This window comes from Cytobacillus sp. FSL M8-0252, from assembly GCF_038007345.1.
Lineage (GTDB): Bacteria > Bacillota > Bacilli > Bacillales > Cytobacillaceae > Cytobacillus > Cytobacillus kochii.
In genome coordinates this window covers 2,310,890-2,337,478 of record NZ_JBBOWZ010000001.1, presented here as the reverse complement: position 1 = coordinate 2,337,478, position 26,589 = coordinate 2,310,890, and the positions used below count along the sequence as shown (strand labels likewise).

The 26,589-nt window shown below is 36.0% G+C and carries 26 protein-coding genes; 8 read left to right on the top strand and 18 right to left on the bottom strand.

Features of this window, described 5'->3' with window-relative positions:
- Positions 1–178: 178 nt before the first annotated feature.
- On the top strand, positions 179–838 hold the full coding sequence (locus MKX83_RS11920) for a GntR family transcriptional regulator (RefSeq protein WP_095373327.1): 660 nt from the start codon (positions 179–181) through the stop codon (positions 836–838).
- An 87-nt stretch (positions 839–925) separates the two neighbouring features.
- A complete protein-coding gene (locus MKX83_RS11915; RefSeq protein WP_307314045.1) occupies positions 926–1,216 on the top strand; it encodes a HesB/YadR/YfhF family protein in 291 nt (96 codons plus the stop codon).
- A gap of 39 nt (positions 1,217–1,255) precedes the next feature.
- Here MKX83_RS11915 and MKX83_RS11910 read toward each other — a convergent pair whose 3' ends face one another.
- From MKX83_RS11910 to MKX83_RS11870, 9 genes are all read right to left on the bottom strand, one after another.
- Positions 1,256–1,549, bottom strand: a complete 294-nt coding sequence (locus MKX83_RS11910) for a hypothetical protein (RefSeq protein ID WP_307314047.1) — start codon at positions 1,547–1,549, stop codon at positions 1,256–1,258.
- A gap of 17 nt (positions 1,550–1,566) precedes the next feature.
- Positions 1,567–1,983: an acyl-CoA thioesterase gene (locus MKX83_RS11905; protein ID WP_095373329.1), complete on the bottom strand. Its 417-nt coding sequence runs from the start codon at positions 1,981–1,983 to the stop codon at positions 1,567–1,569.
- Entirely contained in the window at positions 1,952–4,288 is a 2,337-nt protein-coding gene (locus MKX83_RS11900) for an AAA family ATPase (protein WP_322909310.1), read from the bottom strand. Before MKX83_RS11900 ends, MKX83_RS11905 begins: the two co-directional genes overlap by 32 nt.
- Positions 4,289–4,415: 127 nt before the next feature.
- Entirely contained in the window at positions 4,416–4,559 is a 144-nt protein-coding gene (locus MKX83_RS11895; protein WP_095373331.1) for an acid-soluble spore protein N, read from the bottom strand.
- Between the two features lie 60 nt (positions 4,560–4,619).
- Positions 4,620–4,757: an FbpB family small basic protein gene (locus MKX83_RS11890; protein ID WP_095373332.1), complete on the bottom strand. Its 138-nt coding sequence runs from the start codon at positions 4,755–4,757 to the stop codon at positions 4,620–4,622.
- Between the two features lie 122 nt (positions 4,758–4,879).
- Positions 4,880–5,371: a TlpA disulfide reductase family protein gene (locus MKX83_RS11885; RefSeq protein ID WP_095373333.1), complete on the bottom strand. Its 492-nt coding sequence runs from the start codon at positions 5,369–5,371 to the stop codon at positions 4,880–4,882.
- 30 nt (positions 5,372–5,401) lie between these two features.
- Positions 5,402–5,818, bottom strand: coding sequence for a hypothetical protein (locus MKX83_RS11880; RefSeq protein WP_322909308.1), 417 nt, complete (start codon positions 5,816–5,818; stop codon positions 5,402–5,404).
- 199 nt (positions 5,819–6,017) lie between these two features.
- A complete protein-coding gene (gene acnA, locus MKX83_RS11875) occupies positions 6,018–8,726 on the bottom strand; it encodes an aconitate hydratase AcnA (protein WP_095373335.1) in 2,709 nt (902 codons plus the stop codon).
- A 324-nt stretch (positions 8,727–9,050) separates the two neighbouring features.
- Entirely contained in the window at positions 9,051–9,311 is a 261-nt protein-coding gene (locus MKX83_RS11870; protein ID WP_095373336.1) for a hypothetical protein, read from the bottom strand.
- A 119-nt stretch (positions 9,312–9,430) separates the two neighbouring features.
- Between MKX83_RS11870 and MKX83_RS11865 the strand changes: the two genes are divergently transcribed.
- Both MKX83_RS11865 and MKX83_RS11860 read left to right on the top strand, forming a co-directional pair.
- Entirely contained in the window at positions 9,431–9,574 is a 144-nt protein-coding gene (locus MKX83_RS11865) for a small acid-soluble spore protein P (RefSeq protein WP_224936401.1), read from the top strand.
- A gap of 320 nt (positions 9,575–9,894) precedes the next feature.
- The gene (locus tag MKX83_RS11860) at positions 9,895–10,200 is read left to right on the top strand and encodes a heat-shock protein Hsp20 (RefSeq protein ID WP_095373337.1); all 306 of its coding nucleotides are present in this window, start codon (positions 9,895–9,897) and stop codon (positions 10,198–10,200) included.
- Positions 10,201–10,369: 169 nt separating this feature from the next.
- Here the strand turns inward: MKX83_RS11860 and MKX83_RS11855 are convergent, their stop codons facing one another.
- Both MKX83_RS11855 and MKX83_RS11850 read right to left on the bottom strand, forming a co-directional pair.
- Entirely contained in the window at positions 10,370–11,305 is a 936-nt protein-coding gene (locus MKX83_RS11855) for an L-threonine 3-dehydrogenase (RefSeq protein ID WP_307314061.1), read from the bottom strand.
- 41 nt (positions 11,306–11,346) lie between these two features.
- The gene (locus tag MKX83_RS11850) at positions 11,347–12,537 is read right to left on the bottom strand and encodes a glycine C-acetyltransferase (protein WP_095373339.1); all 1,191 of its coding nucleotides are present in this window, start codon (positions 12,535–12,537) and stop codon (positions 11,347–11,349) included.
- A 317-nt stretch (positions 12,538–12,854) separates the two neighbouring features.
- On the opposite strand from MKX83_RS11850, the gene MKX83_RS11845 reads away from it, so the two are divergent.
- Positions 12,855–13,397 (top strand): NADPH-dependent FMN reductase, encoded by a 543-nt coding sequence (locus tag MKX83_RS11845; RefSeq protein ID WP_341055496.1) that lies wholly within the window; start codon positions 12,855–12,857, stop codon positions 13,395–13,397.
- 467 nt (positions 13,398–13,864) lie between these two features.
- Positions 13,865–14,284 (top strand): Fur family transcriptional regulator, encoded by a 420-nt coding sequence (locus tag MKX83_RS11840; RefSeq protein WP_322909307.1) that lies wholly within the window; start codon positions 13,865–13,867, stop codon positions 14,282–14,284.
- 156 nt (positions 14,285–14,440) lie between these two features.
- Here the strand turns inward: MKX83_RS11840 and MKX83_RS11835 are convergent, their stop codons facing one another.
- The 3 genes from MKX83_RS11835 to MKX83_RS11825 all read right to left on the bottom strand — a co-directional run bounded on the left by MKX83_RS11835 (position 14,441) and on the right by MKX83_RS11825 (position 18,345).
- Positions 14,441–17,029: an AAA family ATPase gene (locus MKX83_RS11835; RefSeq protein WP_341055495.1), complete on the bottom strand. Its 2,589-nt coding sequence runs from the start codon at positions 17,027–17,029 to the stop codon at positions 14,441–14,443.
- The gene (locus MKX83_RS11830; RefSeq protein ID WP_341055493.1) at positions 17,026–17,553 is read right to left on the bottom strand and encodes a hypothetical protein; all 528 of its coding nucleotides are present in this window, start codon (positions 17,551–17,553) and stop codon (positions 17,026–17,028) included. Before MKX83_RS11830 ends, MKX83_RS11835 begins: the two co-directional genes overlap by 4 nt.
- Positions 17,554–17,625: 72 nt before the next feature.
- A complete protein-coding gene (locus MKX83_RS11825; protein WP_341055491.1) occupies positions 17,626–18,345 on the bottom strand; it encodes a hypothetical protein in 720 nt (239 codons plus the stop codon).
- 158 nt (positions 18,346–18,503) lie between these two features.
- Between MKX83_RS11825 and MKX83_RS11820 the strand changes: the two genes are divergently transcribed.
- On the top strand, positions 18,504–20,057 hold the full coding sequence (locus tag MKX83_RS11820; protein WP_095373344.1) for an ABC-F family ATP-binding cassette domain-containing protein: 1,554 nt from the start codon (positions 18,504–18,506) through the stop codon (positions 20,055–20,057).
- 62 nt (positions 20,058–20,119) lie between these two features.
- Here the strand turns inward: MKX83_RS11820 and MKX83_RS11815 are convergent, their stop codons facing one another.
- The 3 genes from MKX83_RS11815 to helD form a co-directional block, all read right to left on the bottom strand.
- On the bottom strand, positions 20,120–20,851 hold the full coding sequence (locus tag MKX83_RS11815) for an SDR family NAD(P)-dependent oxidoreductase (RefSeq protein ID WP_095373345.1): 732 nt from the start codon (positions 20,849–20,851) through the stop codon (positions 20,120–20,122).
- Positions 20,852–20,962: 111 nt separating this feature from the next.
- Positions 20,963–22,510, bottom strand: a complete 1,548-nt coding sequence (locus MKX83_RS11810) for an esterase/lipase family protein (RefSeq protein WP_341058619.1) — start codon at positions 22,508–22,510, stop codon at positions 20,963–20,965.
- Between the two features lie 169 nt (positions 22,511–22,679).
- Positions 22,680–24,926, bottom strand: coding sequence for an RNA polymerase recycling motor HelD (gene helD, locus MKX83_RS11805; RefSeq protein WP_095373346.1), 2,247 nt, complete (start codon positions 24,924–24,926; stop codon positions 22,680–22,682).
- 182 nt (positions 24,927–25,108) lie between these two features.
- Between helD and MKX83_RS11800 the strand changes: the two genes are divergently transcribed.
- Complete coding sequence (locus tag MKX83_RS11800; protein WP_095373347.1) at positions 25,109–25,933, top strand: MBL fold metallo-hydrolase; 825 nt, start codon at positions 25,109–25,111, stop codon at positions 25,931–25,933.
- On the opposite strand, the gene MKX83_RS11795 is transcribed toward MKX83_RS11800, so the two are convergent.
- Complete coding sequence (locus MKX83_RS11795) at positions 25,928–26,554, bottom strand: NUDIX hydrolase (RefSeq protein ID WP_341055489.1); 627 nt, start codon at positions 26,552–26,554, stop codon at positions 25,928–25,930. The genes MKX83_RS11800 and MKX83_RS11795 overlap by 6 nt on opposite strands.
- Positions 26,555–26,589 lie beyond the last annotated feature (35 nt).

Sequence of the window (26,589 nt, the reverse complement as noted above, 5' to 3'; positions counted from 1 at the left end):
TCTTAAGAAACTAACGGAAAAGGTGATATATTGCATTAAAAACTATATTATTATATAATTTTTTCTATATATTACTAATATGGATAGAATATTTCCGGATTTCTTTCAGCAATTTTGAAAAATCACACTATACTAACAGAGTAATTTACAGATATTTGATACGCAAAGGTGGTTTATTATGCCAATTCCAAGTAATTTTTCAACTCCACAACGACTTTCAGCTAAAAAACGAGCATTCTTGCAAATTCAAGAATGGATTATTGATGGCACGTTAAAACCAAAAGAAAAGCTGAATGATGCTGATCTTGCGGAAGCTTTAGGAGTCAGCAGAACACCCATTAGAGAAGCATTACAATTATTAAATTCCCAAGGATTTGTAGAAATGTATCCGGGTGTAGGGACACAAGTTACTGCAGTAAATCACGAAGATATAACGAAAATCCTTCCTCCATTAAGTGTCCTGCAAGCATTGTCTTCTGAATTAGTAGCAGGCAATCTGGGGCAAGAGGTAATTAATCGTTTAAAAGAAATTAATCAGAAATTTGCTGAAGCTATTAAAACTGAGGATTCATTCTCTGCTCTTAAATATGACGAAGAGTTCCATCAATTAATAGTAGATGAAACAAAAAACCCTTATATAACTCAGGCGATTGAAGGTCTCCAACCTCACGTTATGAGACTTTACTATTACAAAGCCATTATCTTAACAGAATCATCTATCGACGAGCATGAACGGATCATACAAGCGCTAGAAGCAGGTGACAAACAAACAGCCTCTGATGTAACAAGAATCAATTGGATTCGTGCCATCAATGAATATTTTTCTGAGCATAAATAAGGTTCCCTTCTCTTTCCAATCAAAATCTTAGCAGTGTGTTTCGCTTTCGTATACAATAGTCTTATAAAGATAAAAGGAGTGGGGACCTTGGACATTCGATTGAGTGACAAAGCCATTAACTGGTTTAAAGATGAGATGCTTTTAACTGCCGGAGATTACGTTCGTTTTTTTGCCCGGTATGGAGGTTCAAGCCCGATACAACAAGGATTTTCTTTAGGTATTTCTAATGAAGAACCGGTCAATCCTGTCGTTACGAAAGAATCTGACGGTATCCAGTTTTTTATCGAGGAAAAAGACTTGTGGTACTTCGATAATCATCATTTGATTGTGCAATATGACGAGGACTTAAACGAACCGCAGTATAAATATGAAAAATAAACATCACCCCTAGCTCTATAAAACTAGGGGTGATGTTTATTATCTCCAAATATGCTCTTCTTTTCCCTCTAACTTCATAATTTCAATTTGTTTATCTCCTAATAAATCAAAATGAGAGTATCCGTCTTTACGATGATGAATCCACTCCGGCTTCAATCCGTACTTCTTCCCCCATAAAATGAGCTGATTCAAATCGGACGCTCCCACCTTCGTGACCGTCTTACACGTGGGAAAACGATCATCAAGCCAATAATGAGTAAGAAAGGCGATCTTTCCAGCATCTATATCAGATTTCCACTTTCTTACATCAACCCTAGTAATACCGAACGCCATTTTTAAGCCTTCTTTCTTTATTTCTTTGCTTTTTCGTATGCTTCATGCCAATCTGGAAACTTCCTCCGAAGTGAAATCGGTCGAAAACTATCCTTCTTCACACAAGTGTGTAATGAAGACCCACTAACAGCGAGAATGCCTTCTTGGTTATATATTTCATATCCATAAGTTGTCCTTAAACCATCATAATCCTCTACCCAAGTCTTGACTGTAGCTGTCTCTCCATAATGGAGAGGTTTTTTATAAGATGCTTGTATGTCAAGTACAGGTGATAATACACCTTGTTCTTCTAATGCCGCATAATTAAAACCTAGGTCTTTTACGAATTGCGTTCGACCTAGTTCCATCCAAATAATATAATTGGCATGATAAACCACACCCATTTGATCTGTTTCCGCATATCTAACTTCTATCTCTTTCGTTGAAACTAGCACTAGTCTTGTCTTCCTTTCTATTCGGACCAATTGTATTTATAAAATCTCTCTCTGTTAATGTGGATAACGATGACTCACTTGTATGTGAATCTTCCATAATTCTTCTTGCTTGATTCTGAATAGCCCCTTCAGCAAGATTCACAACTAAACGACCATTCCCTTCTGTTACTGTAGTCGTAAAATACTCCAGCAGTAATTGTTCGGCCGCCTTCGTTAAACTCATTTCATATCTTGTTAAAAATGCTTTCATCATCTTCAGCATCTCTTCAGCAGTATAGTCCGGAAAATGTAAAAACTTTTTAAAACGCGACCTTAGTCCAGGATTACTTGCCAATAGCTTTTCCATTTCCACTGGATAGCCTGCTAATATCACTACCAAGTTTTCGTTATGCTTAGTCATTTCATCTACAAGCGTATCTATCACTTCTTTTCCGAAATCAGTAGTGATATCAGATAAAAGAGAATACGCTTCATCAATAAACAAAACACCACCTAATGCTTGGCGAATAAGTTTTCTTGTTTTTAATGCTGTCTGGCCAATATAACCAGCAACAAAGTCGGCTCTACTCGAAACAATAAGATGGCCCCGTTTGAGCAAGCCGCATTCTTTTAATAATTGTGCGAAGATTTTCGCTATCGTCGTTTTCCCAGTACCTGGATTCCCTGTAAAAACTGAGTGTAGCTGCACAGGAATGGCCGGTAATCCTTGTTGCCCTCGCATATGCTGTACTTGTACAAATGACACTAAAGTCTTTACTTCTTCTTTAACATGCTCCAATCCAATCATTTCATCCAGTTGCTTCTGCGGTTGATCAATAGACTCTTCCTCATCGATGGTAAAATCATCTTCTTCTAATATGGTTAGTTCTCTAATATCTGCTTGATCACCCTTAATACCTTTAGAAAATATCGCATCGAGAATGACATCATGTACAGCTCTTGCGTTACCAAAGGTATCATCAACACGCTCTCTTTCTATTCTCTTTAACAACGCCCTTTCTCCTGAACTAGTTAGCACATAATCATTATTTAAAGCGATTCGCTTTCCTATCTCTAACAACTCGTAGTCATTGTAATCTGAAAGATGGAGATGGTTTGCTTGCGGGAAACGACTGCGTAATCCCGGGTTTACTTCAAGAAACTGTCGCATTTCATCAGGATAGCCTGCCAATATTACTGCCAATCGTCCACTATACTTTTCACTTGTCATTAACGAAACAAGGGTATCAATTGCTACTTGTCCATAATCGTCCTTTGATTGATCTGATCGATTCAATGTATAAGCCTCATCGATAAATAATACTCCACCTAGCGCTTTTTCGACTAATTGTCCAACATTCTCTTCGGTTTGCCCAACATATGCACCAACTAATTGTGAACGATTAGTTTCTATGACATTCTCCCTTGGTAAGACACCCAAATGATTGTATATACGCGCAAGTGTTCTCGCTAAAGTTGTTTTACCTGTTCCAGGATTCCCTGTAATCACCATATTGAGACTCATTTGATCTCGCTGGTTAAAACCTAAAGTACGACGTCTATGTTGATACTGTAAAAATTGATAATAAGCTTTAATTCTCTTCTTTACATTTATCATACCAACCATTTCATCAAGTTCATTTAAAGGAGTCACATGTTGCTTTTTCTGTATTTCGTAGGCTTCAATTCTTTGTTGCCACTTTTCTTTCACTTTCAAAAGTTGCTCAATTTTTCTCTTTACTTCATCATAATGTATCGCTGTATGAAATACGCCAGATATCGACTGCTCATATGCTTCGGCAACCTCAACTAATTCACCGCCAATGGATAGAGCGTCTTCGAGGATAGCATATAAATCGTTTACAAAAGGACTCAATTGATCATTTTTATACTTACGTAGTTCCTCTTTTTGTCGTTTTAAATGTTCTTTTGCTTTATGAGTTTGTTGCATAAAACGGTTTGTGATGGCTATCATTTCTTCTGCAGCATATTTTTTTGTTGCACGATTATCAGTTTCACGAATAATAGGATATTGAAGTTGATCCATGAATTCTTTGTTAATCATCCATTTTGTTTCTGCGAGCGCTTCTTTTGCTCTGAGATTCTGCGGTGATAATTCAATCGCCTTTTGTAACCATGCAACTGGCAATTGAACATCTGTTTTGTCCCTTATAGCAGACAATTGCGCTGCTTCTGTTAGCAACTCTGATAATTGTTCAGCATCCGTTTTTTCATCTAAACGAGAGATTTGTTCAAATATATTTCTTTCAGTATGTACTTGCTGGGAACCATTTTTATCAATATCTGTTTTTTTCTTTTGTTTCATTCTATTCACATCACTTTATTCAATGGTTTAAACTAACTATACCATATTTTTTTCTTCATATTGAAGTAAAGCCGCTTACATACAAAAGGATGCTTAGGTACGGCTTACCTAAGCATCCTTTTGACATTTATTCACCTTTTGTTTGAATCACATCAGGTTGTTTGCCTGTTTTATCCTGCATTTGTTTACCTTTATTGCCACCAAAACCTCTTGATTGTGTACCAAGGTGATTGGGGACAAAAGCTTTACTGTTCTTTTTTGGATTACCCATCACTTATCCCTCCTTCATTTTATTATGTTCGGAAGTTAAGTGAAATAGTCAGGTAAAAATCTACTCTGCCTTTAGGTGACTAGCATGTTTTTCTTCTAATCGCATTTCTATTTTATCCATTGCAGACTGATCTTTCATTAATTGAAGCTTATTCTCTAATACCAGATCAGCAAACGTTCTTCTTTTAGGTTTTCTCATAAAATTCTTCACCCACCATTTCTTTCTATTTTATAAGCAGTATGCCCCATTCAATAGAAAGTTATTACAAATTTTAGAAAATTTAATAATGGGCTTAGTTATTGAATTATAAAAGAGATAGATTAAAACTGTTTTAACTTTTCTTTAATTAATGATAAAGGCATAGCACTATAGTATTTATCCCTTATGACGCCCTTTTCATCAATGAAATAAGTAGTTGGTATTACCATCACTTGATAAATTTCATTTACTTGATCATTCTCGTCTAATAAAACCGGAAAAGTAATACCTAATCGCTCAACATATTTGCTGACATTACTTTTTGTATCAATGTTAATGGCAATGATCTCTATATTAGTATCCTTTTTATTTTGATAAAATGATTGGAAATCACGCATTTCTTGTTTACATGGCGCACACCAAGTAGCCCAAAAATTGAGCATCACTTTTTTTCCGCGAAATTCCGTTAAACTGACATTTTTACCTTCAATAGTCTGAAGCTTAAATTCGGGTGCTTTTGTGCCGATCTTCAAACCAGGTAATTGATCTTCTGCTGCAGTTTCTAGCGGGATAAATAGTAAAAGGCAACAAAGGAATAATAAGGTTTTTTTCAACTAGAACACTCCTTCCTTTCATTATTGTTCCTAATAGAAAAGAAAATATAGTGTTCTGATCATCCAAAATGAAAGAAAATATGTAAATAAATAAACAAAAGCGATACGCATCCATTGAATCATAGGGAAATGCGAGTGATAGGCTTTAATAAATAAATAAATTACCATGATAACTAAAGCGAAGAATAGACCTTTCAGTCCACTATTTGAATAAACAATTATAAGAGGGTTTTTTATTACATCTGTAAACCTCATTATTAGTGGCAGCCCTTTATAACATAGGAGAAAAATAATTAGACCAGTCACCAGACTAGAACTAACTTCATCTTTTATCTTCCCATCAACTCTAAACAAAGTTTTTAAAAGAAAATATGTGATTACAAACGCTATCGCAAGACTTAACTGATTCACAGTAATTAAAAACGGACCAATCATCCATGCTTTCAATTGTTATCTCCTTTTGTTTTACTATGCTCAATCATTTTTACTCATTTCATTTAGTTCTAAGGTTTTTTTAAACTTTCACATCGTGATTCTATGTGTATTGAACGAAGGCAAATTCCTTCCTAAAGGGTGAAGTTTGTTGAAGTTTGGAAACTAAAAACCCTCTACACATCTAGAGGTGTAGAGGGCAGGAAAGCTACAATTATTTCTTCAATCGATTACGAAGAACCATTTGCAAGATACCACCATGACGATAGTAATCAATTTCCACTTCAGAGTCGAAACGAACAAGTGCTTCAAAAGTAGTTATAGTGCCATCTTCTGCAATTGCTGTCACTTTTACAAAGTCGCGAGGTCTCACGTCTTCTCCAATTTCAACACTAATTGTTTCCTTACCAGTTAATCCTAGTGTATCAGCACTCTCACCAGCTTTAAATTGAAGTGGTAGAACGCCCATTAACACAAGGTTAGAACGGTGAATACGCTCATAGCTTTCGGCAATAACTGTTTTAATACCGAGTAAATTTGTTCCTTTTGCTGCCCAGTCACGAGATGATCCCATTCCGTAATCCTTACCAGCAAGTACAACTAATCCAGTGCCATCTTCTTTATATTGCATACATGCATCATAAATGGATGTCACTTCACCAGTTGGCCAGTACGTTGTGAATCCACCTTCAGTACCTGGTGCAATTTGGTTACGGATACGGATATTAGCAAATGTACCACGCATCATAACTTCATGGTTACCACGACGAGAACCATAAGAGTTAAAGTCACGAACTTCTACGCCATTTTCGCGAAGGTATTTACCAGCTGGTGTATCTTTACCGATTGCACCTGCAGGAGAAATATGGTCAGTTGTAACAGAATCACCAAATTTACCAACTACACGTAAACCATTTAATGGTTTTACTTCTTCTGGATCTGGTTTTAAACCTTCAAAGAATGGTGGGTTTTGGATATAAGTAGATGACTCATCGAAAGTATATAATGGTTCATTACTTGTTTTAATTTCATTCCAACGCTCATTATCATCGAATACACGCTCATATTCAGCACGGAATAAATCAGGTGTAACCGTTTGTTTAACGACTGCATTGATTTCCTCTGTTGTTGGCCAGATGTCTTTAAAGAATACATCGTTCCCATCTTTATCTTGACCAAGAACATCATGTTGAAGATCAACATCAACTGTTCCAGCTAGAGCGTATGCAACTACTAACGGTGGTGAAGCAAGGTAGTTACCTTTCACTAATGGATGGATACGACCTTCAAAGTTACGGTTACCAGAAAGAACAGAAGTAACAAGTAAATCACTGTCAGCAATCGCTTCTTCAATTTCTTCTTTTAAAGGACCAGAGTTACCGATACATGTTGTACATCCATAACCTACTAGGTTAAATCCTAATTGCTCTAAATAAGGAAGTAAACCAGAGTTATTTAAGTACCCAGTTACAACTTTTGAACCTGGTGCTAAAGATGTTTTCACATATTTAGGAACTTCCAAACCAAGTTCTACTGCTTTTTTCGCAACAAGACCTGCACCAACTAATACATAAGGATTAGATGTGTTTGTACAGCTAGTGATTGCAGCAATTGCAACTGCACCCGTTTTCATTGTCGTAGAATCGCCATTTTTGAAGTTAACTGTTGCTGTTTTATCAAACTCTTTCTCATCATAACCAAAACCTTGGTTACCTTGAGGAGCAGTAACAGCTTTATTAAATTCTTTTTTCATAGCAGAAAGCGGAATTAAATCTTGCGGACGTTTTGGACCGGAAAGGTTCGGTTCAATATCAGCTAAGTTAATTTCTACTACATCTGTATAAACTGGTTCTAATGAAGGATCGAAGAATAAGCCATTTGCTTTAGAATAAGCTTCAACAACTTTGATTTGTTCTTCTTTACGTCCAGTTAGACGCATGTATTCTAAAGATTCACCATCAACTGGGAAGAACCCACATGTTGCACCATATTCAGGTGCCATGTTCGCGATTGTTGCACGATCAGCTAGTGGAAGTGCAGGAACACCTGGTCCGAAGAATTCCACAAATTTACCTACAACACCGTGTGTACGTAAAACTTGTGTTACTTTTAAGGCAAGGTCAGTAGCTGTTGCTCCATTAGGTAGCTCACCAACAAGTTTCACCCCAACAACTTCAGGAACTGGGAAATATGAAGGCTGTCCAAGCATCCCAGCTTCCGCCTCAATACCACCAACACCCCAACCAAGTACACCGATACCATTAATCATCGTTGTATGAGAGTCAGTACCAACAAGTGTATCAGGGAATGCTTCAAAATCTCCTTCTGTTGTTTCATTTGCAATTACAACATCAGCAAGATATTCTAAGTTTACTTGGTGAACGATACCTGTCGCAGGTGGAACAGCACGATAGTTATCAAATGCTTTTTGTGCCCAACTTAAGAATTGGTAACGTTCTGCGTTTCTTTCAAATTCTAAAACCATATTTGCATCTAGTGCATCTGGTGTGCCATATTTATCAACTTGTACAGAGTGGTCAATAACAAGATCAACTGGTTTTTCAGGGTTGATCATATCTGGATCTCCACCCATATCAGCCATAGCTTTTCTTAAAGAAGCTAAGTCTACAACTGCTGGTACACCTGTAAAGTCTTGAAGGATAACACGTGAAGGTTTAAATGGTACATCCACTTCCTTCACATCTGCTGTTCCCCATTTTGCTAAGTTTTCAACATGCTCTTTTGTAATTACACGACCGTCATATTGACGTAGTACAGATTCAAGTAGGACTTTAATAGAATATGGTAATTTAGATACCTGTCCTATACCTGCATTTTCAAGTGCTGCTAAGTCATAGTAATGATAACGTTTCCCATCTACATCAAATGATTTACGGGAATTAAACACATCATTTTTCGCCATAGTATTACCCCCTAATTCGAACTACAAAGTACTATAATACCACTTAATGGTAATCAGTCGAAAAGTTTGAATTTTTACCCATCCTCACTTTTCTCACAATTCCTATAATAATACAACATTCAACATAAGTAAATAACAAGAAAGTTATTGTTATTGATAAGTTTTTCTTATGGTATTTCTAATAAATGATATGATAAACATAAAAACACCGCAATTGAGAGAGGTTATCAATTACGGTGTGAAATACACTTCATTTAATTATTATATTAAGAAAATAAACCAATCGCGTTTAATTGACTTTTTTCGACTTTTTTAGCCCTATTTTTATTTTTCTGATTGCACTTGGCTTGTGATGGCATCCAAATCCGTTTGAAATTTAAGCAATTGCTCTTTTTGATGCTCAGATGCAACTTCTAAAGCATTTTGGATTTGTTCATAAGTTTCTGCTATTTCTTGAGACAGATGTTTGAGTTGTTGGCCATACGTACTAGCATGTTTATCTATTACATGATACTGTTCTTCTACATCTTCCATACTTTGTTGGGCTGCTTGAAATGCTTGCTGTTTATTTTTATGATATGGCATAACTTGTTTTCACCTCTTTTGCTTTTCTTACAATTAAATTGTTCAGAGTGAGGATAAAATATACCGTATAAAAAATGGGGATTCTTTCATCCTATAAACAAAAGGAGGGAAATGAAAAAATGAATAAAAATGATGGTAAAGATATGAGAAAAAACGCTCCAAAAGGGGATAACCCAGGACAACCTGAGCCTTTAAGTGGCTCTAAGAAAGTAAAGAATAGAAATCATTCAAGACAAAAGAATCACTCTCATCATGATATGTAGAAGTTTGTTCGATACAATTGAATAAATGATCAAAATAAAAACCTTAATGAAATAACTCTGCATTCTTGAAATGAGTTCGGTATTGTATCGGACTCATTTTACCTTATCCCCGGACTGTTATTAATAAAAATAATACATCATTCATTTCCTTAACTTGATTAAGTAGCTTCATACAAATATATTTTATAAACTGTAGTTCTTGTACAGTTATCATCAATTTTGGAAGAAAATATAATTTCCACATTAACATTTAAAAAAATCGATTGTACGATTCACATTATTTGTGTATACGCATACATTATCATACTGGGGTGATATGTATGAATATGGAGTGGCAGAGTTGGTTTGAAAGCATGTTTCTTGATCCGTTAACATCTTTTTTAGACGAGTCTATCTTTCGTATCGATGTATTTGATACAGAATCAGCTTATATAATTGAAGCCTTAATTGAAGAGGATCGTTATCATCATGTGCAAGTTATACCAACGGGAGATGAGCTTATTATCAGTGCTGTTGCAAAAAGTGATGGTGCAACATATAGCAGAAAACTTATGCTTCCTCATATTACAACTCCACTACGAATCGTTCACCAGCATTCTATTTTGGAAATTTTCATAGACAAATAATGATGCAATATTTAGTTGACATAATAAAATTATGCGAACCTATTATCGTCTCAGGATTCGAACTAAAATAAACAAATTTACAATATGATAACTCCTGCATGGATATACTAAAATCTATTTTAACTTAAAGAAAAACGCCCGCGTAACAAAAGGGCGTTTTTCTTTATCTTTATTTTAGTTTATTTAACATATCCTCAGTCATTCTTGCGAGATCATACTCTGCTTTAAATCCCCATTCTTCTTTTGCGGCTGAAGCGTCAATGGCATTTGGCCAACTATCAGCGATTGATTGGCGAACTGGATCGACATCATACGTTAAGACGAATTCTGGTATATGCTTACGGATTTCAGCAGCGATTTGCTCCGGTTCAAAACTCATTGCTGTCACATTAAATGAATTACGATGTAATAATTTTGCTGGATCAGCCTCCATAAGGTTGACTATCGCATTTAAGGCATCAGGCATATACATCATATCCATATAGGTACCTTTTGCAATATAAGAAGTATACGCTTTGTTTTTCATCGCTTCGTAATAAATCTCCACAGCATAATCGGTCGTTCCGCCTCCTGGAGGTGTTACGTAAGAAACTAATCCTGGGAATCGTAAACCGCGTGTATCCACACCAAATTTATGATAGTAATAATCAGAAAGGAGCTCTCCAGAAACTTTATTTACGCCGTACATTGTTGTTGGTCGGCAAATCGTATCTTGTGGTGTAAGGTCTTTTGGTGTAGAAGGTCCAAAAGCGCCAATGGAACTTGGTGTAAAGAATTGCGCACCCGTTTCTCTTGCTGCTTCAAGTGCGTTCATCAATCCACCCATATTTAAATTCCAAGCAAACACTGGATTTGCTTCAGCTGTTGCTGATAATAAGGCAGCCATATGAATAATAGAATCAACTTGATGCTTTTTCGCCACTTCTAACATCGTTTTTCCATCTGTAACGTCTACCATTTCAAAAGGTCCTGATGTAGCTGCCTCTGAGTCATTGCTTCTAATATCTGTTGCAATGACATGGTCCGTTCCATAGATTTCTCTCAATTTCAGTGTTAACTCTGAGCCAATCTGGCCAAGTGCACCAGTAATCATAATTTTTTTCATTTTTTCTCCTACCCTTTTCAACCCTCTCTAAAGGGCTGATTTTATATAATCTCTAATTCTTTTCCTACCGTTTCATATATAGTTAATGCTTGATCTAGCATTTCTTTCGTATGTGCAGCAGATGGCATATTACGTACACGGCCTGTTCCTCTTGGTACCGTTGGGAATACGATGGACTTTGCATACACTCCAGCTTCATTAAGTTTCTTACTAAATTCTTGCGTCTTCACTTCATCCCCAATGATACAAGGTGTAATCGGTGTTTCACTTTCACCGATATTAAAGCCTAATTTCTTTAAGCCTGCTTTTAAGTATTCACTGTTTTCCCATAACTTTTCATTGAGCGCTGTGCTCTCCATTAACATCTCAATCGCTTTTTTACTTGCAGCAGCATCAGCAGGTGTAACAGATGTAGAAAATAAGAAAGGTCTACTTCTCACCTTTAACCAATCGATTAATTGTTGTTTACCAGCTACATAACCACCAACTACTCCGATTGCCTTCGATAATGTACCAATTTGGAAATCCACTTTATCAGAAAGACCAAAATGTTTTACCGTGCCAGCACCTTTACCTAATACACCAGAACCGTGAGCATCATCTACATATGTTATTAGATCAAACTCTTCAGCGATTTTAACGATTTCTGGTAATTTAGCAATATCACCATCCATTGAAAATACGCCATCTGTAATGACCATTACTTTATTGTATTGCCCAGATTCTGTTGCTTCCTTTGCTTTTGCTCTAAGATCGTCCATATCAGAATGATTAAATCGAATGATTTTTGCTTTGGATAAACGGCAACCGTCAATAATTGAAGCATGATTAAGCTCATCTGAAAGGATGGCATCATTTTTATCCATAACTGCAGAAATCGCCGCCATATTACAATTGAATCCAGATTGATAAGCAATTGCTGCCTCTGTATGCTTGAATTTTGCAAGTGTTTCTTCAAGCTCTACATGGATTTGCAACGTACCATTAATCGTCCTAACTGCCCCTGCACCAACACCATATTTATCAATCGCTTCTTTAGCAATTGTTCTTAACGTATCATTTGTTGCTAAACCTAAATAATTGTTCGAAGATAAGTTAATTAACTCTTTCCCGTTAATTTTAATAATTGGACCATTCGCACTTTCTAACGGGTCAATTTCGTTATATAATCCTTTATCCTTTAAATCCTCAAGATTTTCACTTAAAAATTGATTAAGAATATTGCTTGACATATTCCTTTTCCTCCTAGTGTTTCATCTTCATTTTCTTTTCAAAATAGACAACTGTCCTCTGTGAAAATACAACTATTTTCTAGTTATACATTTGCTATGTATAGGTTTTACAAATTATACTTTACCACATTTTAAATAATTGTACACATATAGAGGACATATTTTCAAAAGAACTTTATTAGTTAATTTACCCATCTTACTTAAAAAATGTTCAAATTTAATGGAAACGTTTAGATTTTCTGAGCATTTATAACAGATTTCAAATAGGTCTATGCTATGATGGAAACATTAATTATTACATAATGGAGGCATTTATTATGAAAATAGCTGCATTTGTCGGAAGCAATCGCAAAGAATCAATTAATAAAAAGTTAGCTTTATTAATGAAAGAACGTTATAAAGAAGAGCTCGAGATAGATATCCTCCCTCTTGAAGTATTACCGATGTATAATCAAGATGATGAACTTACACCGCCAGCGTCCGTTTTAGAAATTCGCCAAAGAATTAAGGATAGTGATGGGTTATTATTTTTAACCCCTGAATATAATCACTCCATTCCTGCCTTTTTAAAGAACGCCATTGATTGGTTTTCAAGAGTGGAAAAAGTTATGGTCAATAAACCTGCAATGATTGTTGGTGCAACGCCTGGTGCAATGGGAACAGTAAAAGCGCAAATGCACTTGCGTCAAATACTCAACTCAGCTGGAGTCGGCGCTATCACGCTTCCAGGAAATGAAGTTTTTATCGGTACCGTCCTTGATAAAGTAAATGAACAAGGAGAACTTGTACACGAACAAACTTTAGATTTCTTAGATCAGGTTGTAATCAATTTTATTAACTGGTCAGAAAAAGTAAAATAACATTCACTTCCATTATTAGATTAAACATATAAAAATCCGTAATGTCCCAAACAACGCTAATGTTTTTGAGACATTACGGATTTTATATTTGTATAAAATTCAAACTCTTTTATCAACTAGAATCCCTATTCAAAGTGTAATTGATAATCCCCTTCCGTTTTCAATATTCTTTCACACATTGATATCATGTAACATATTAGTATAGTGGTGATTAAAAAACTAAAATTATTACACACTCAACGAAGGTATATTACCGGAAATGTCGAAACTATATTTATACACAATCCTTATTTATAATTATTATAAAAAAGTATTGATTTTCGAATGAGAAGTGTTATTATTAATATATATCGTTAATATGTTAGTCATTCTCATATTTCGTTTATTTTTCACTTTTTCTCATATGCCTTTAAGTTCTACTTAAAGGCATTCTCTACAATTACATCATTATAAATGAGGGTTATAGCATGAACAAAGACCAAATAGAAAGCTTAATTCCCTTATTAAAAGAAAAAAATTTAAGGGTTACACCACAAAGAATACAAATTTTAACGACACTGATTGACATGAATGGACATCCAACAGCTGAAGACATTCAAAAAAGAATCCCTATCATTAGTCTCGCTACCATTTACAATAACTTAAAACTATTTGTTGAATTAGGAATCATTAATGAGCTACCTTATGGCAATGGATTAAGTCGTTTTGAATTTAGTCAGTCCAATCATTATCACGTTATCTGTGAATTATGTGGAAAAATTGCAGATATTAACTATCCGGAACTTACAGAAATTGAAGAAATGGTAGCTAATCTTACAGGTTTTTCCGTCAATAATCACAATATGGAAGTGTATGGGAAATGCCAAGAATGCATAGAGAAAGGATGATTCCGATGAAAAAAGAAGATAAAATTTGCCCAGTATGTAAAACAAAATTGATTAAATTAAAGCATAGTACAATTTGCGCTTGTGGTAATAAGATTATGAAAGATAAAATTCCATCATAAAAAAGCCATCAATATAGATGACTTTTCTCTATGACGACTATAATCTCGGGTCGACTTCATCTCCTTCGAGGGCAAGTATAGCGACAATACATTCATGAATTCGACCTATTTCTTCTTGCTTTACAAAGCGGTTTAACGCCTCTATCCCTAAGGAAAATTCTTGTAAAGCTAATTTTTGTTTACGTTTCGTGTTTCTTTTCTTCAACCGCTCTAAGTATTTCTCTTCTAAATAATCCATGCCATATATGATTTGTAAATACTTTCTTCCCCTTACCTTTAACGCCGGTTGTAACAGCTTCCCTTTTTCCCATACGGTAAACTGGTTGGGTTTAACAACCATTCCTTCATGCCCTTCTTCTGTCATTTCTTTCCACCAACTAATTACTTGCTCCCAATCCGATTCATCTTCAATTAGCAAATATTCAGTAGGCCTAAAAATACTACATACGTTGGATAGTTCTTCCACATGAGTCATATGCCATGTATGGGGTTTTTCGTGATATACTCTTCCACTATGTGCTAGGATATGAAATGGAGCTATCACAATGCGATCTATGTCAGAAACCTCCCAGCAATACTTTTCATACACTTTTTGAAAACTTTCTGCACGTTCTAACTTCTCTTCATTTTCTTTTAACCACTGGTTCTCAACCAATGCTTCGCTTAGTGCTTTATCCAAGATTTTTCGGTCTAAGATTGCACTTTCAGCTACAAGATTATATTGTTTATTGATTAAATCTTGTGCCTTTAAATTCCACGGCATGATCTCACAATCCAGTAATACAAAGTCTGTTTCGTACTTATCAAAATAGTCATTTTTCTTTAAACTAGATTGAATAACCGTTAATATTCGCTCTTCTATATCCTTTTTAAAAAAGCGCTTCCCACTTCTTGAATATATCGCACCTAAATTACTAATCCCAGTATAGTTTAATGCTACTTCCTCATTCTTAAAAATGAGTAAAATCCCCCGTGAACCCATATGCTTTTTCTCAACAATAAGTTGATTAACACCATAATCCCGATAATATTTAAAAGCCTCTACTGGATGTTCTAAATAATCTGGCAACTGACTCGGAATAGGAACAGGACTCATAGTAGGAGGGAGATAAACCAGTTGACCAAAATGGGTATCGGCTGTAGATAACGAACCAATGACTGGTTTGACATACTTACCTTTCACACTTACATCTTCGAATTCTTCCATTTGTATGCGATAACCTTCAATAAGCGCTTGTATATTAGGGGGTTGCAACCTCTTGCTCTTCCATTCTATTATTGGGTTATGCTCTACACCGTTATAATTTTTGAGAGCATCCACCGCGACAAATGACTTCTCGGGATATCGATAGGCTGTTAATTTCCCTCCAAATACGACACCTTGATCAATATTAATCGTAGAGTTGATAGTAGTCGGATATGGTCTCGGATCATGCCCCCATATAATGGTCATATGACCTGTATGATGATGATACCATTCATCTCTTATGGGAATACCATCTTTCATGCGACTTGATGATTCACCGTATCGACAATAATCCGATATTTGTTGGGATTTCTTGCCTATATACTCATCTTTAATCCCTGCATGCGTGCATACAAGCATCGGCACACCTTCATCCTCGATTATATAATGTGCCGGAGCATTTCCTAAAAACTGAATGAACTCATCCTTCAGTCGTTTTTGCTCTTCTTCTGAATAGGTAGCTAACCATTGATTGATTTCTTTAGCCGTCAATTCGTCACCATGTTGCAAAGTGACTTGATTTCCTTTTAACCATCTGTAGATTTTCCAACCATGATTACTATCAATCATATAAGCTAAGTTATTATTGACATGATTTTTAAAAAATAAAAGCGTTTCTAAAGAGCGCGGTCCTCGACTCATAATATCACCTAGTGATAAAAACTTTCTCCCAAAGGGATGAGTATAGAGCCCTTGTTCATTTTCTTCATAACCTAACTTCTCTAATAATTGTAATAGCTCAGTATAACAACCATGAATATCACCAATGATATCAATTCCTGCTCCCACATCAATAGGAGGAACTTCATCCATTCGTGCTATTTCAACAGAGTGATTCAATTCTTTTATCATATGAAGTTGATGATAACCTTCTGTTTTTAAATAACGCTTATTATATTGGAACCTTTTCATTTGTTGTTTAATGCGCTTTGAACCCCTTGGGAATATTCGTTCGTTATCTCTCATTAATAATGTATCTAAATCGATATCTAGCACAATTGCGCTTATCGGTAAATGATGGCGATGTGCAATGGAAATCAATTTTTTGCGATCATCACTATTTATATTAGTCGCATCAATGAAACTACATTTATTTAAACGACATCTTGCTTGTAGGGTTGATTCTAGTAGTTCAAATGCCTCTTTAGAAATCATTTGATACTGTTCAAATAAGATCTGCCCCACCTTGTTATTACTGCTTTCAACTGAGGTGTACTCTTGATCTGCAACTATTTTTCTATATTTATCTGAACTTAAAACTTCTGAGTCTCTTATTTGTCCGCTATCGATCCAGTTCTGCAATAATGTTGTTTTACCACTACCAGAAGGCCCAACAAGTAAAATGACACCAGCGTTAGGAATTGTGATTCTTCTCCTCATACCATCACCTCTTTTTCGAAAACGACTATTTGAGTCGGCGCACCTCGTTCATGATCTATATCACCTATACTAGAAATGCTTGCCTTATATGCATACATAGCAGTCATCTTCTCAACCCATGCATGTAATTCTGCTCTTGTCCATTCAAAGCGATGATCATAATGGCGCATGGATTCACCAAGTTGATAAAGTGTATTATATTCTTTATTCGGTGTTGTAATAATACAAACCGCAGGCTTATACTCTTGAAAAATAAGTTGCATGGCCGTTTGCAATTTTTCTTCGGCAATATGTTCAATCACTTCACATAAAATAAAGACGTCTTTATTCTTTAGTCCATCATCATAATAAAATACCGAACCCCATTTTTGCATTGGCATTAAGAAGCCCGGATTTTCGGCAGCTTTTGCATATCTTTTTGTCGCCTTTACAGTTTCTCGTTCACTTGGTTCAACTGCGATTATTTCACTCACATTTGGTAAAAAACCTAATCTAGTACTAAGTTTTCCTTCTCCACTCCCCATGTCTATTATCTTTCTAAGATGAGGTTTAGATTGAATGATCTCGATTATCTTTTCATAACGTAGTTGGTTTAGTCATTTTTGCTTCTTTTCCTTTTCAACCTTTGTGTGTTCGGTTATATTGTCGCCTAAGAGCCCTTTATACTTTAAGGCACGTTTATAAATCCAGTCTTTTTGAGGATGATCATCTAGCCAACCTTCTCCGAAACGCTGAAGCTTTTCCGCCTCTTTTTCATCAATATAATAGTGCTTATAATTATCAATAACTGGAATGAGAATAAATAACTGCCTTAACCCCTTTTGTAACGTTGTCTCACCTGTAACAGTTACATAAAGAGGACTGTTTTTCGTTTCAGATTGCACAGATAAGCTAAATCCAAGCGGTGAAAACAACTCCCGAAGATTCTCTACAGAAAGGTCTGTATTTACTGGACCAAATGAATAAGAAAATTGAAATACCTGCCCCACATATGATAAATATTCTTCCTTAGGTAAGCCATTTAGAGCTGTCGCAAGAGGAGAGCGTATGAGCGATAAAAACACACTACTAACTGCAAATTCACGGTCATTAATATAATGTGTAATATCTAACTTCTCTCCACTATCCCTTAATAAACTTATAGCATCCAAAACGACGTATATCGTTACTTTCACCTCATTGGGAGTAAAGGATTGATAAAAGAGACGTACTTTATGCCCTTTATGATCTCTTTCATAAAGACGTTCAGGGTGTTTAGCCAATAAAAAAGAAAGGACATTCGCTCCTTCTCCTTTTGCATGAATCGTTAATTGCATAACAATCCCCCTTTTATATGTATTTAAACCATATTATACCACCAGCCATTCCTCAAAAGGAATTTTTCTTTTATAGATAAATATCGCCTCTCCCCTAGTTAAACATCGAGAAATCTAGTATGATTATTAAATGATTATGAAGAAATGAGGATTACAAAATGAGTTTACTTACAGTTGATCATCTTAGTCATACTTTTGGCGATCGAACATTATTTAAGGACGTGTCTTTTCGTTTATTAGCAGAAGATCACGTAGGGTTAGTTGGAGCGAACGGGGTAGGTAAATCTACTTTAATGAATATTATTACAGGGCAACTTATTCACGATGGGGGCAAAGTGGAATGGACACCTAATGTTCAATATGGGTATCTGGATCAACATACTGTTTTAACCCCTGGAAAAACGATGCGCGATGCATTAAGAGATGCCTTTCTACCATTATATAAAAAAGAAGAAGAATTAAATGAAGTCACAGCGAAGATGGCAGATGCCACACCAGAAGAATTAGAAGTTTTGCTAGAGCAAATGGGAGAAATTCAAGATACACTAGAAGCAGGCGGATTTTATTCAATCGACTTAAAAATAGACGATGCCGCAAGAGGATTGGGATTAGATGCAATAGGTTTGGATAGAGATGTCGCAGCACTTAGCGGTGGGCAAAGAACAAAAGTCTTACTTGCTAAACTATTGCTTGAGCAACCTCAAGTTTTACTCTTAGATGAACCAACAAACTATTTAGATGTTGAACATATAGACTGGTTATCCAACTATTTAAAAGAATATCCGTATGCCTTCATTTTAATCTCGCATGATACTGAATTTATGAACGGTGTCTCAAATGTTATTTTTCATCTAGAATTCTCTAAACTTACTCGCTATACGGCTAGTTATGAAAAATTCTTAGAACTGGCAGAAATCAATAAAAATCAACATATCCAAGCATATGAAAAGCAACAGGAATTCATCAAGAAACAAGAAGATTTTATCGCAAAAAACAAGGCGAGATATTCAACCACAGGTCGTGCAAAAAGTAGGCAAAAGCAATTAAACCGGATGGAGAGAATTGATCGTCCTGAAACAGCCGCTAAACCTACTTTCGAATTTAAAGAGTCGAGGGCTAGTAGCCGTTATGTGTTTGAAGGCGAGAATTTTGAAATTGGTTATACACATGCCCTATTGCCAAAAATGTCAATTACGATTGAAAAAGGGGATCGCATTGCCATAGTTGGTTGTAACGGTGTCGGAAAATCTACCCTCTTAAAAACAATGCTTGGAAAAATCCCAGCGATTAGCGGAAAAATTGAAAGAGGTGACTTCCTCTACCCTTCCTATTTCGAACAGGAAGTGAAAGGCGAGCAAATTACACCCATAGATGATGTATGGAACGAGTTCCCAGCGATGGATCAGCATCAGGTACGTGCAGCTCTCGCTAAATGCGGGCTAAAAAATGAACATATTTCAAGACCAATGAACCAACTAAGTGGGGGAGAACAAGCGAAAGTACGTCTTTGCAAGTTAATGATGAACGAAAGCAATTGGCTGCTGTTTGACGAACCAACAAACCACTTAGATATTACTGCGAAAGAAGAATTAAAAAGAGCCTTAAAAGCATACAAAGGCACCATTGTCCTCGTTTGCCACGAACCCGATTTTTACGAAGATTGGGTCACAAAAGTGTGGAATGTAGAAGAGTGGTCAGACGCAATGAAATAGAAATATGAACAAGCAAGGTTCCTTTATTCTTTACTAGAGGAACCTTGCTTTTTATCATTTATTTATTCTTCATATATCATTTTCTTCGTCATACCACCATCTACAGTAATATTCTCTCCGTTCACAAAGTTATTTTCTGGATCTGTTAAGTAAAGACAGGCTTTAGCTATATCAGCTACCGTCCCGACTCTCCTTGAAGGGTGCTGATGATGATCAACTTCTCGCAGTTCCGCCTTCTCATTCGTCTCAATCCACCCTGGCGAAATACAATTAACCGTAATGTGATAATCTGCTAGGGAAAGAGCTAATGCATGAGTTAAACTAACTATGCCACCTTTTGAAGCAGCATAGGCTTCTGAATTGACTTCAGACATCATCGAACGAGTAGAAGCCATATTTACAACCGCTCCACCAGTTTCGTTATTTTTCATATATTTCGCCGCTTCTTTCGTGGCTAGAAATACGCTTCTTACATTTGTATTGATGACACGATCCCATTCGTCTAATGTTAATTCGAACAAAGGTTTAAAGACAGATACACCAGCATTATTAATGAGAATATCTACTTGTCCATACTTCTCGATTGTTTGTTCTAATAATCGTTGAATGTCTGCTTCTTCTTGGACATTTATCTGAAGGCAATCAAGCCCCTTTGCTTCAAGCGCAGCAAAGTTAGAATCATCCCAATCAGCCACTACTACATTGGCACCTTCCCGCCTATAAGCGAGTGCAACCCCTTGACCAATTCCATTTCCTGCACCAGTGACAATAACTGTTTTATTTATAAACTTCATTCACATCTCACCCCATCTAATTCAATTGACTTGCCTTTATTTTAGTTAAAAAGAAAAAGAGATGCCAGTATCAGCACCTCAGTCATCAATCAAACGATAAATCAAACACTACTATTGTACATAAAACGAGCGAATAACTGTTCTTTCATAAGGGGCCCCTTGAAGTGTTTTACCTTTTATATCAATAGTCATATTATAAACACCACTACTTAACTTAGCATTAAATTGGCCAATTGACCCATTACGCGAAGTGTTTTGTACATCTAAAGGTGCCACTACTGTATTGCCGTTCTTATCCACTAATTTCGTATTCATTGTGATAGATTGTATATTGTTGTTTGATTGTAGGGAGAAAGCAACTGGATCCTTTGAGAAAAGTGGATTCATCTTTAGTTCTAGATTATTTTTCCCTTCATGGGTAACATTCATCACATAGGCATTATCTTTCTTATTAGATGTTAGTTGCACTTGCCAACGGCCTGTTTCAGATATAATGCCAGTAAAACTATGTGCTGCTGCCCCATTAAATATTTCTGCACTTTTAGGTGATGAAGCGTAACTTTGATACTCTTTTCCAGTTGGCGAGATTAATCTAACTTTAACATCCTTCGTTGATGTCCAGATTTGTATGTTTTTAAGTTGTTCATCCACATGAAAGGATTGTTTATAAAGGGCATTCCCTTGCCATTCGCCACCGTGGGTATAGGAGGAAATATCTTCAGACATAAATGTGTCGCTACTTTTTACATCATCCGTTTTCAATCCGGCTACAGATGATGTACGCAAATATGGTTCAATTCTAGAAAATACAGCGGAGCCCATACGAATTTTATCATGATCGAGAGAGGTGTCATTAAAGAGATGTGTACCATATGGTAATCTTGTACTCCAATCATTAACTAAACCATCATTTTCACCTTCAGAGGATAAGTATTGGCCACCCATCCATAAAGCGGACATTGACGGTCCCTTATTTGTCCCGGAAACAGTGTAATACTTATTCTTCGTTGCATTAGAATGATGATCAGTTATTGAGCGAAAGTGAGCCATTTCACCTACCTGTAAAGAAAAGGTCCCATCATCCTTTTGCCCTAACAACGTACCTAACCACCCTGCCCACCAACTATAAGCAAGGTCAGCCAAATGTGAACCATGATGAGGGGAACCTAATGTAATGACTCGACCAACATATGCGTGTGCACCATAATGAATGAGGGCCGCTTGTGTATCTGGCCCACCTTTACTGTGAGCGACAATATTTAATTTTCTCCCTTGAAAATGCGCGGAAATATCAGCAAGCATCGAAGCGAGAAGTTCACCGTTATCAAATTGGCTTGCCGAACCTTCCCCTGCCGCATCATGCAATTGTAAAAACACAGTTTGATAACCATATTCATACGCTTTTGTATACATATCATTTACACCATGATATTCCGTTTCTTCATACCAACTAGTTGAACTACCATTTTTTCCTTGAACAAAGACAATCGGGGGTTTACTTGTATCTAAATTCGGTGGTACACTTCCGAGAAACCATTCTCCCGGCGTGAATACTTCTCCTGGTGGCTTAAGCTTTCCTTGAGGCGTAATCGTTTTAGCAGCAAATACTTGAGAGGTTGTTAACATAAATAGCGTGACGATGGCAATACAAGCGACCATTTTTTTCACTTCACATTCCTCCCTCTAATCAGGTTGAAAGCAAAAATTGCTCCCTTAAAAGGGTTATGCAAGAAATCCCCTTTTCCTCCTTTAATTTGTAAAAACACATCAAAAGATATAAAAAAAGTATGCAAGATACGAATAATATCCTACATACCTAAAACAATCATTATAATATAGATTCATATGTGTGCACATTTGCTCCATTTATAAACGGATTCGTTTGCGATTTTTGCAGGATGACTAATTGATGCATTGCCCTCGTACACACAGTATAGAATAAAAAGCGGTCCCTCTCTTTTTTATATTGTTCACCATCGGGGATAACAACAGCATCAAATTCAATCCCCTTTGCTAAATAAGATGGAATAATGGTAATTCCTTTTTGAAATTCCGTTGTTTTTTGATGGATAAGGTTCACATTGTTAAAATGAGGAAATAATTGACGGTAACACTCCTCACTTTGACTCGCACTCCTAGCAATGATCGCAATGGTTTCATGGCCTAGCGAGACGGATCGACGAACGACATCTATGAGTATCGTTAGCGCTTCTTTCTCATCCACATTTTTGATAACGGGCTTTTCGCCACTTCGGTTAAAAGGAATGATATCTTCATTATTCAAAAGTAGACTTGAAGTAAATGTCGTAATCTCTTTTGTTGAACGATAACTTTGTCTTAATTGATAAACTGTAGCTTTTTCATTACTAAAAAGGACAGACTGATTGTCAGCGTGAAAGTGAATAGTTTGATTCACATCTCCCAATAACGTCCACTTACTATGCGGGAATAACTCTTTTAAATAGGCAAAGTGAAAGGGTGAATAATCCTGTGCTTCGTCAATAAAAATATGACGTACAGACGTATGACCATCTTCCTTTAGTAATTGTTGTTTTAAATATAAATAGGGTACCACATCTTCATACAGCATATCACCAGATACAGTTGCCTCTAATCCCGAATCATCTTTGTTACTTGTACGTAAAAACTCAACGTACATTGCAAGTATATCAACAAAATAGAAAGATTTGATTTGTTTCCGAAGTGGCTTAAGTCTCCTTTTTACAACCATTTTCATCAAATACGCTTGCTCAACTTCTGGTTGCATAAAGCCATCATTATCTATTTGCTGTGCCTTTTTATATGCTTGTAAATAATCTTCTTTATCAAGTAATTCTACTTCATTCTCAACCCATGCCTTTTTCCGTTCTGCTTTCTCCTTTTTCTTTATTATAGAAAGGATCCATTCTTGTATAAGTTGCAGTCTGTTCGCGATTGAGATATTACTTTCGTAAGAATAAAATTTCTCACCGATTTCATCGACAGTCAGCCATTTTTCATTATGAAAGGTGATATCACGGAAAATCATCCCTTCTATTAATAAATGGCTAATATATTGATCCATAGAAGATTTATAGGATAAAGAGGACTTATTTTCAATTTCCTGGACTCTTTTTTCACTTGAATCATTTTCTTGAAGAAGAAATTCTAATTGATCAAGCGGTGTTTCTATCGTAAGCTTTGCATCATACTTACTTTGAATGAAGTGCCAAAAAGTATCCTGCTTCATATTTTTCTCACCCAATTCTGGTAACACTTGAGAAACATAACTATTAAATAGCGGATTTGGCGAGAATAGCATGATATTTTCAGCATGTAATGATTTCCTATAATGATATAGTAGGTAAGCGATTCTTTGTAATGCTGCTGATGTTTTCCCACTACCTGCCACTCCTTGAACAATAATCAAATCGTCTTTCACATTGCGAATAATTGCATTTTGTTGCTTTTGAATCGTAGCAACAATACTTTTCATCTGTGCATTTGCGTGTCCACCTAACACTTCCTGCAGCACACTATCGCCAATCGTTAAACCCGTATCAAATAACCCTTCAATTTTCCCCTTTTTTATAATAAATTGACGCTTTAATAACATTTCTCCCATAATTGTTTCATAAGGGGTGTCATATTTTGCTTTTCCAGGTGTGTAATCGTAATACATACTCGCAACAGGTGACCGCCAATCATAAATAAGAAACTGCTCATCGTTTTCATCCATTAATGAGGCAACACCAATATATATGGATTCCTTTTCTTCCCCATCTTCCTTAAAATCAATTCTGCCAAAATAGGGTGAGTCTTTTTGTTTCGACAATATGTTGACATATTGATCGAGCATTCCCATTCGCCGTTCTCTTTCCCCTAATAATTCTGCTTGCTGCTTTACACTTTGAAATGTCTCAATTACATCGTCCATTTCCTCTAGGTTGACTGTCACATCATCCCAAAATCCTGTTTTTAATTGCTTTACATCCTTTTGTACGTGGTCGCGATTTTCTATATAAGCGACTTGCTTCTTAATCACTTCATGTATTATTCTATCAACCCTTTTTTGCTCTTCTTGTCGCTCTTGCATAGAATCACTCCTCGATAAAAAATTAGTTGACACATCTCAATATTTTTGTTATTATTATATTGGATACTTTTACACAATAATAAAAAACAGCCATACTTATGTATCATAGCATAATTTTTTAGTAAGTATCAATAGCTAAAAAATATTCATAATATTCAAATTATTTATAAAAGGTGGACATAATGAAATCTGATATTAGTGTTTTACGAATACCTATTCCTACTCCCACTCTTTGGCCATATACAACAACAAATAGCTACATCATTGGTAATAAAGAGGAAACTCTAATCATTGACACTGGTTATAATCAACCCATTACAAGAGAAACACTACATACAGCACTAAAAAAACATGAGCTTCCCATTCCGAAAGCGATTCTTCTCACCCATGGACATAAAGATCATTCACCTGGAGTGAAACAACTTCTTGATTGGCAAATACCTATATTTGCTCATCCACTTGAGGAGCCGGAAATCAGAAGGAATGTTCAAATTGATCACCTCCATTACCTTTCTGATCACGAAGAAATATCTATAGGCGATGAATCTCTGATCGCATTACATCTCCCAGGGCATTCTTCAGGCCATTTAAGCTTTTATTTACCTTCTAAGAAGATTTTACTGGCAGGTGACAATTTAATAGAAAAGGGAACTTCTTGGATTGGTACACCAGATGGGAATATGAAAGATTATTTCATCACATTAGAAAAAATAAAATCATTATCCTTAACAATGGTTGGTCCTGGTCATGGCGATTGGATTAATAATCCATACGAACATATTGATTATGTACTGAATAGAAGGATACAGAGAGAAGAACAAATTTTACAAATTTTAAAAGAGAATGAGCCCCTGTTATTACACGAAATTACGAATAAGATATACGCTGGTCATATTCACCCCTCAAACAAAGTAGTGGCAGAAAAAACAACAGAAGCTCATTTAATTAAGTTGATAGAAGAAAGAAAGGTTATACAGAACAGAAATGCTTACTCAAGTTATTCATGAAGTAGCATCTAACCAACAAATTGCTTTTTCAAGTGAACGGATAGTCGGGTGTATGAGTTTAATTTCACCCTTCTCATATGCATGCAAAGCATCTTTTGGATATATCCACCTGGCTTCTGCCACTTCATAAGGATCAGGAATTGGTTGTTGCCGTTTTGGAAGACGCGTAATAAAGAAACGTGTATCAAAACGTATTGGACTTTTTGCTGGTGTCGTTTTATGGCCGATATATGTGAAGCAGCGACAATCTAGCGCGGCTTCTTTTTCTTTTAATAACTCGATAAAACTTATTTCCTTTTTTAAGAGCCTTTTCCTATCGTTCAAACTTTCTTCTCTTTGAAATGAGAGCGGCTCCCCTGTTCTATCACATCCAAGGAAAACTCCAATTTCTTCATAGACTTCTCTTGCGGCAGCAACATAATAAGCTAAAGGGATATTTGCCTGATCTGTTGGAGCAATTAATCTATTAGTTAGCAGCGAGTCTTTCTCATCCACTGCGCCACCAGGAAAAACATAATGCCCAGCAAGAAATTTCATTGTTGCTGGGCGTTTCGTCATATATACTTGTCCTTGTGGATTGATTAATAAGACTGTCGCCGCTGGCTTAGGAATAGTTTCCATGTATAAGTCACACCTTTTTAGAAGAATATCATCTT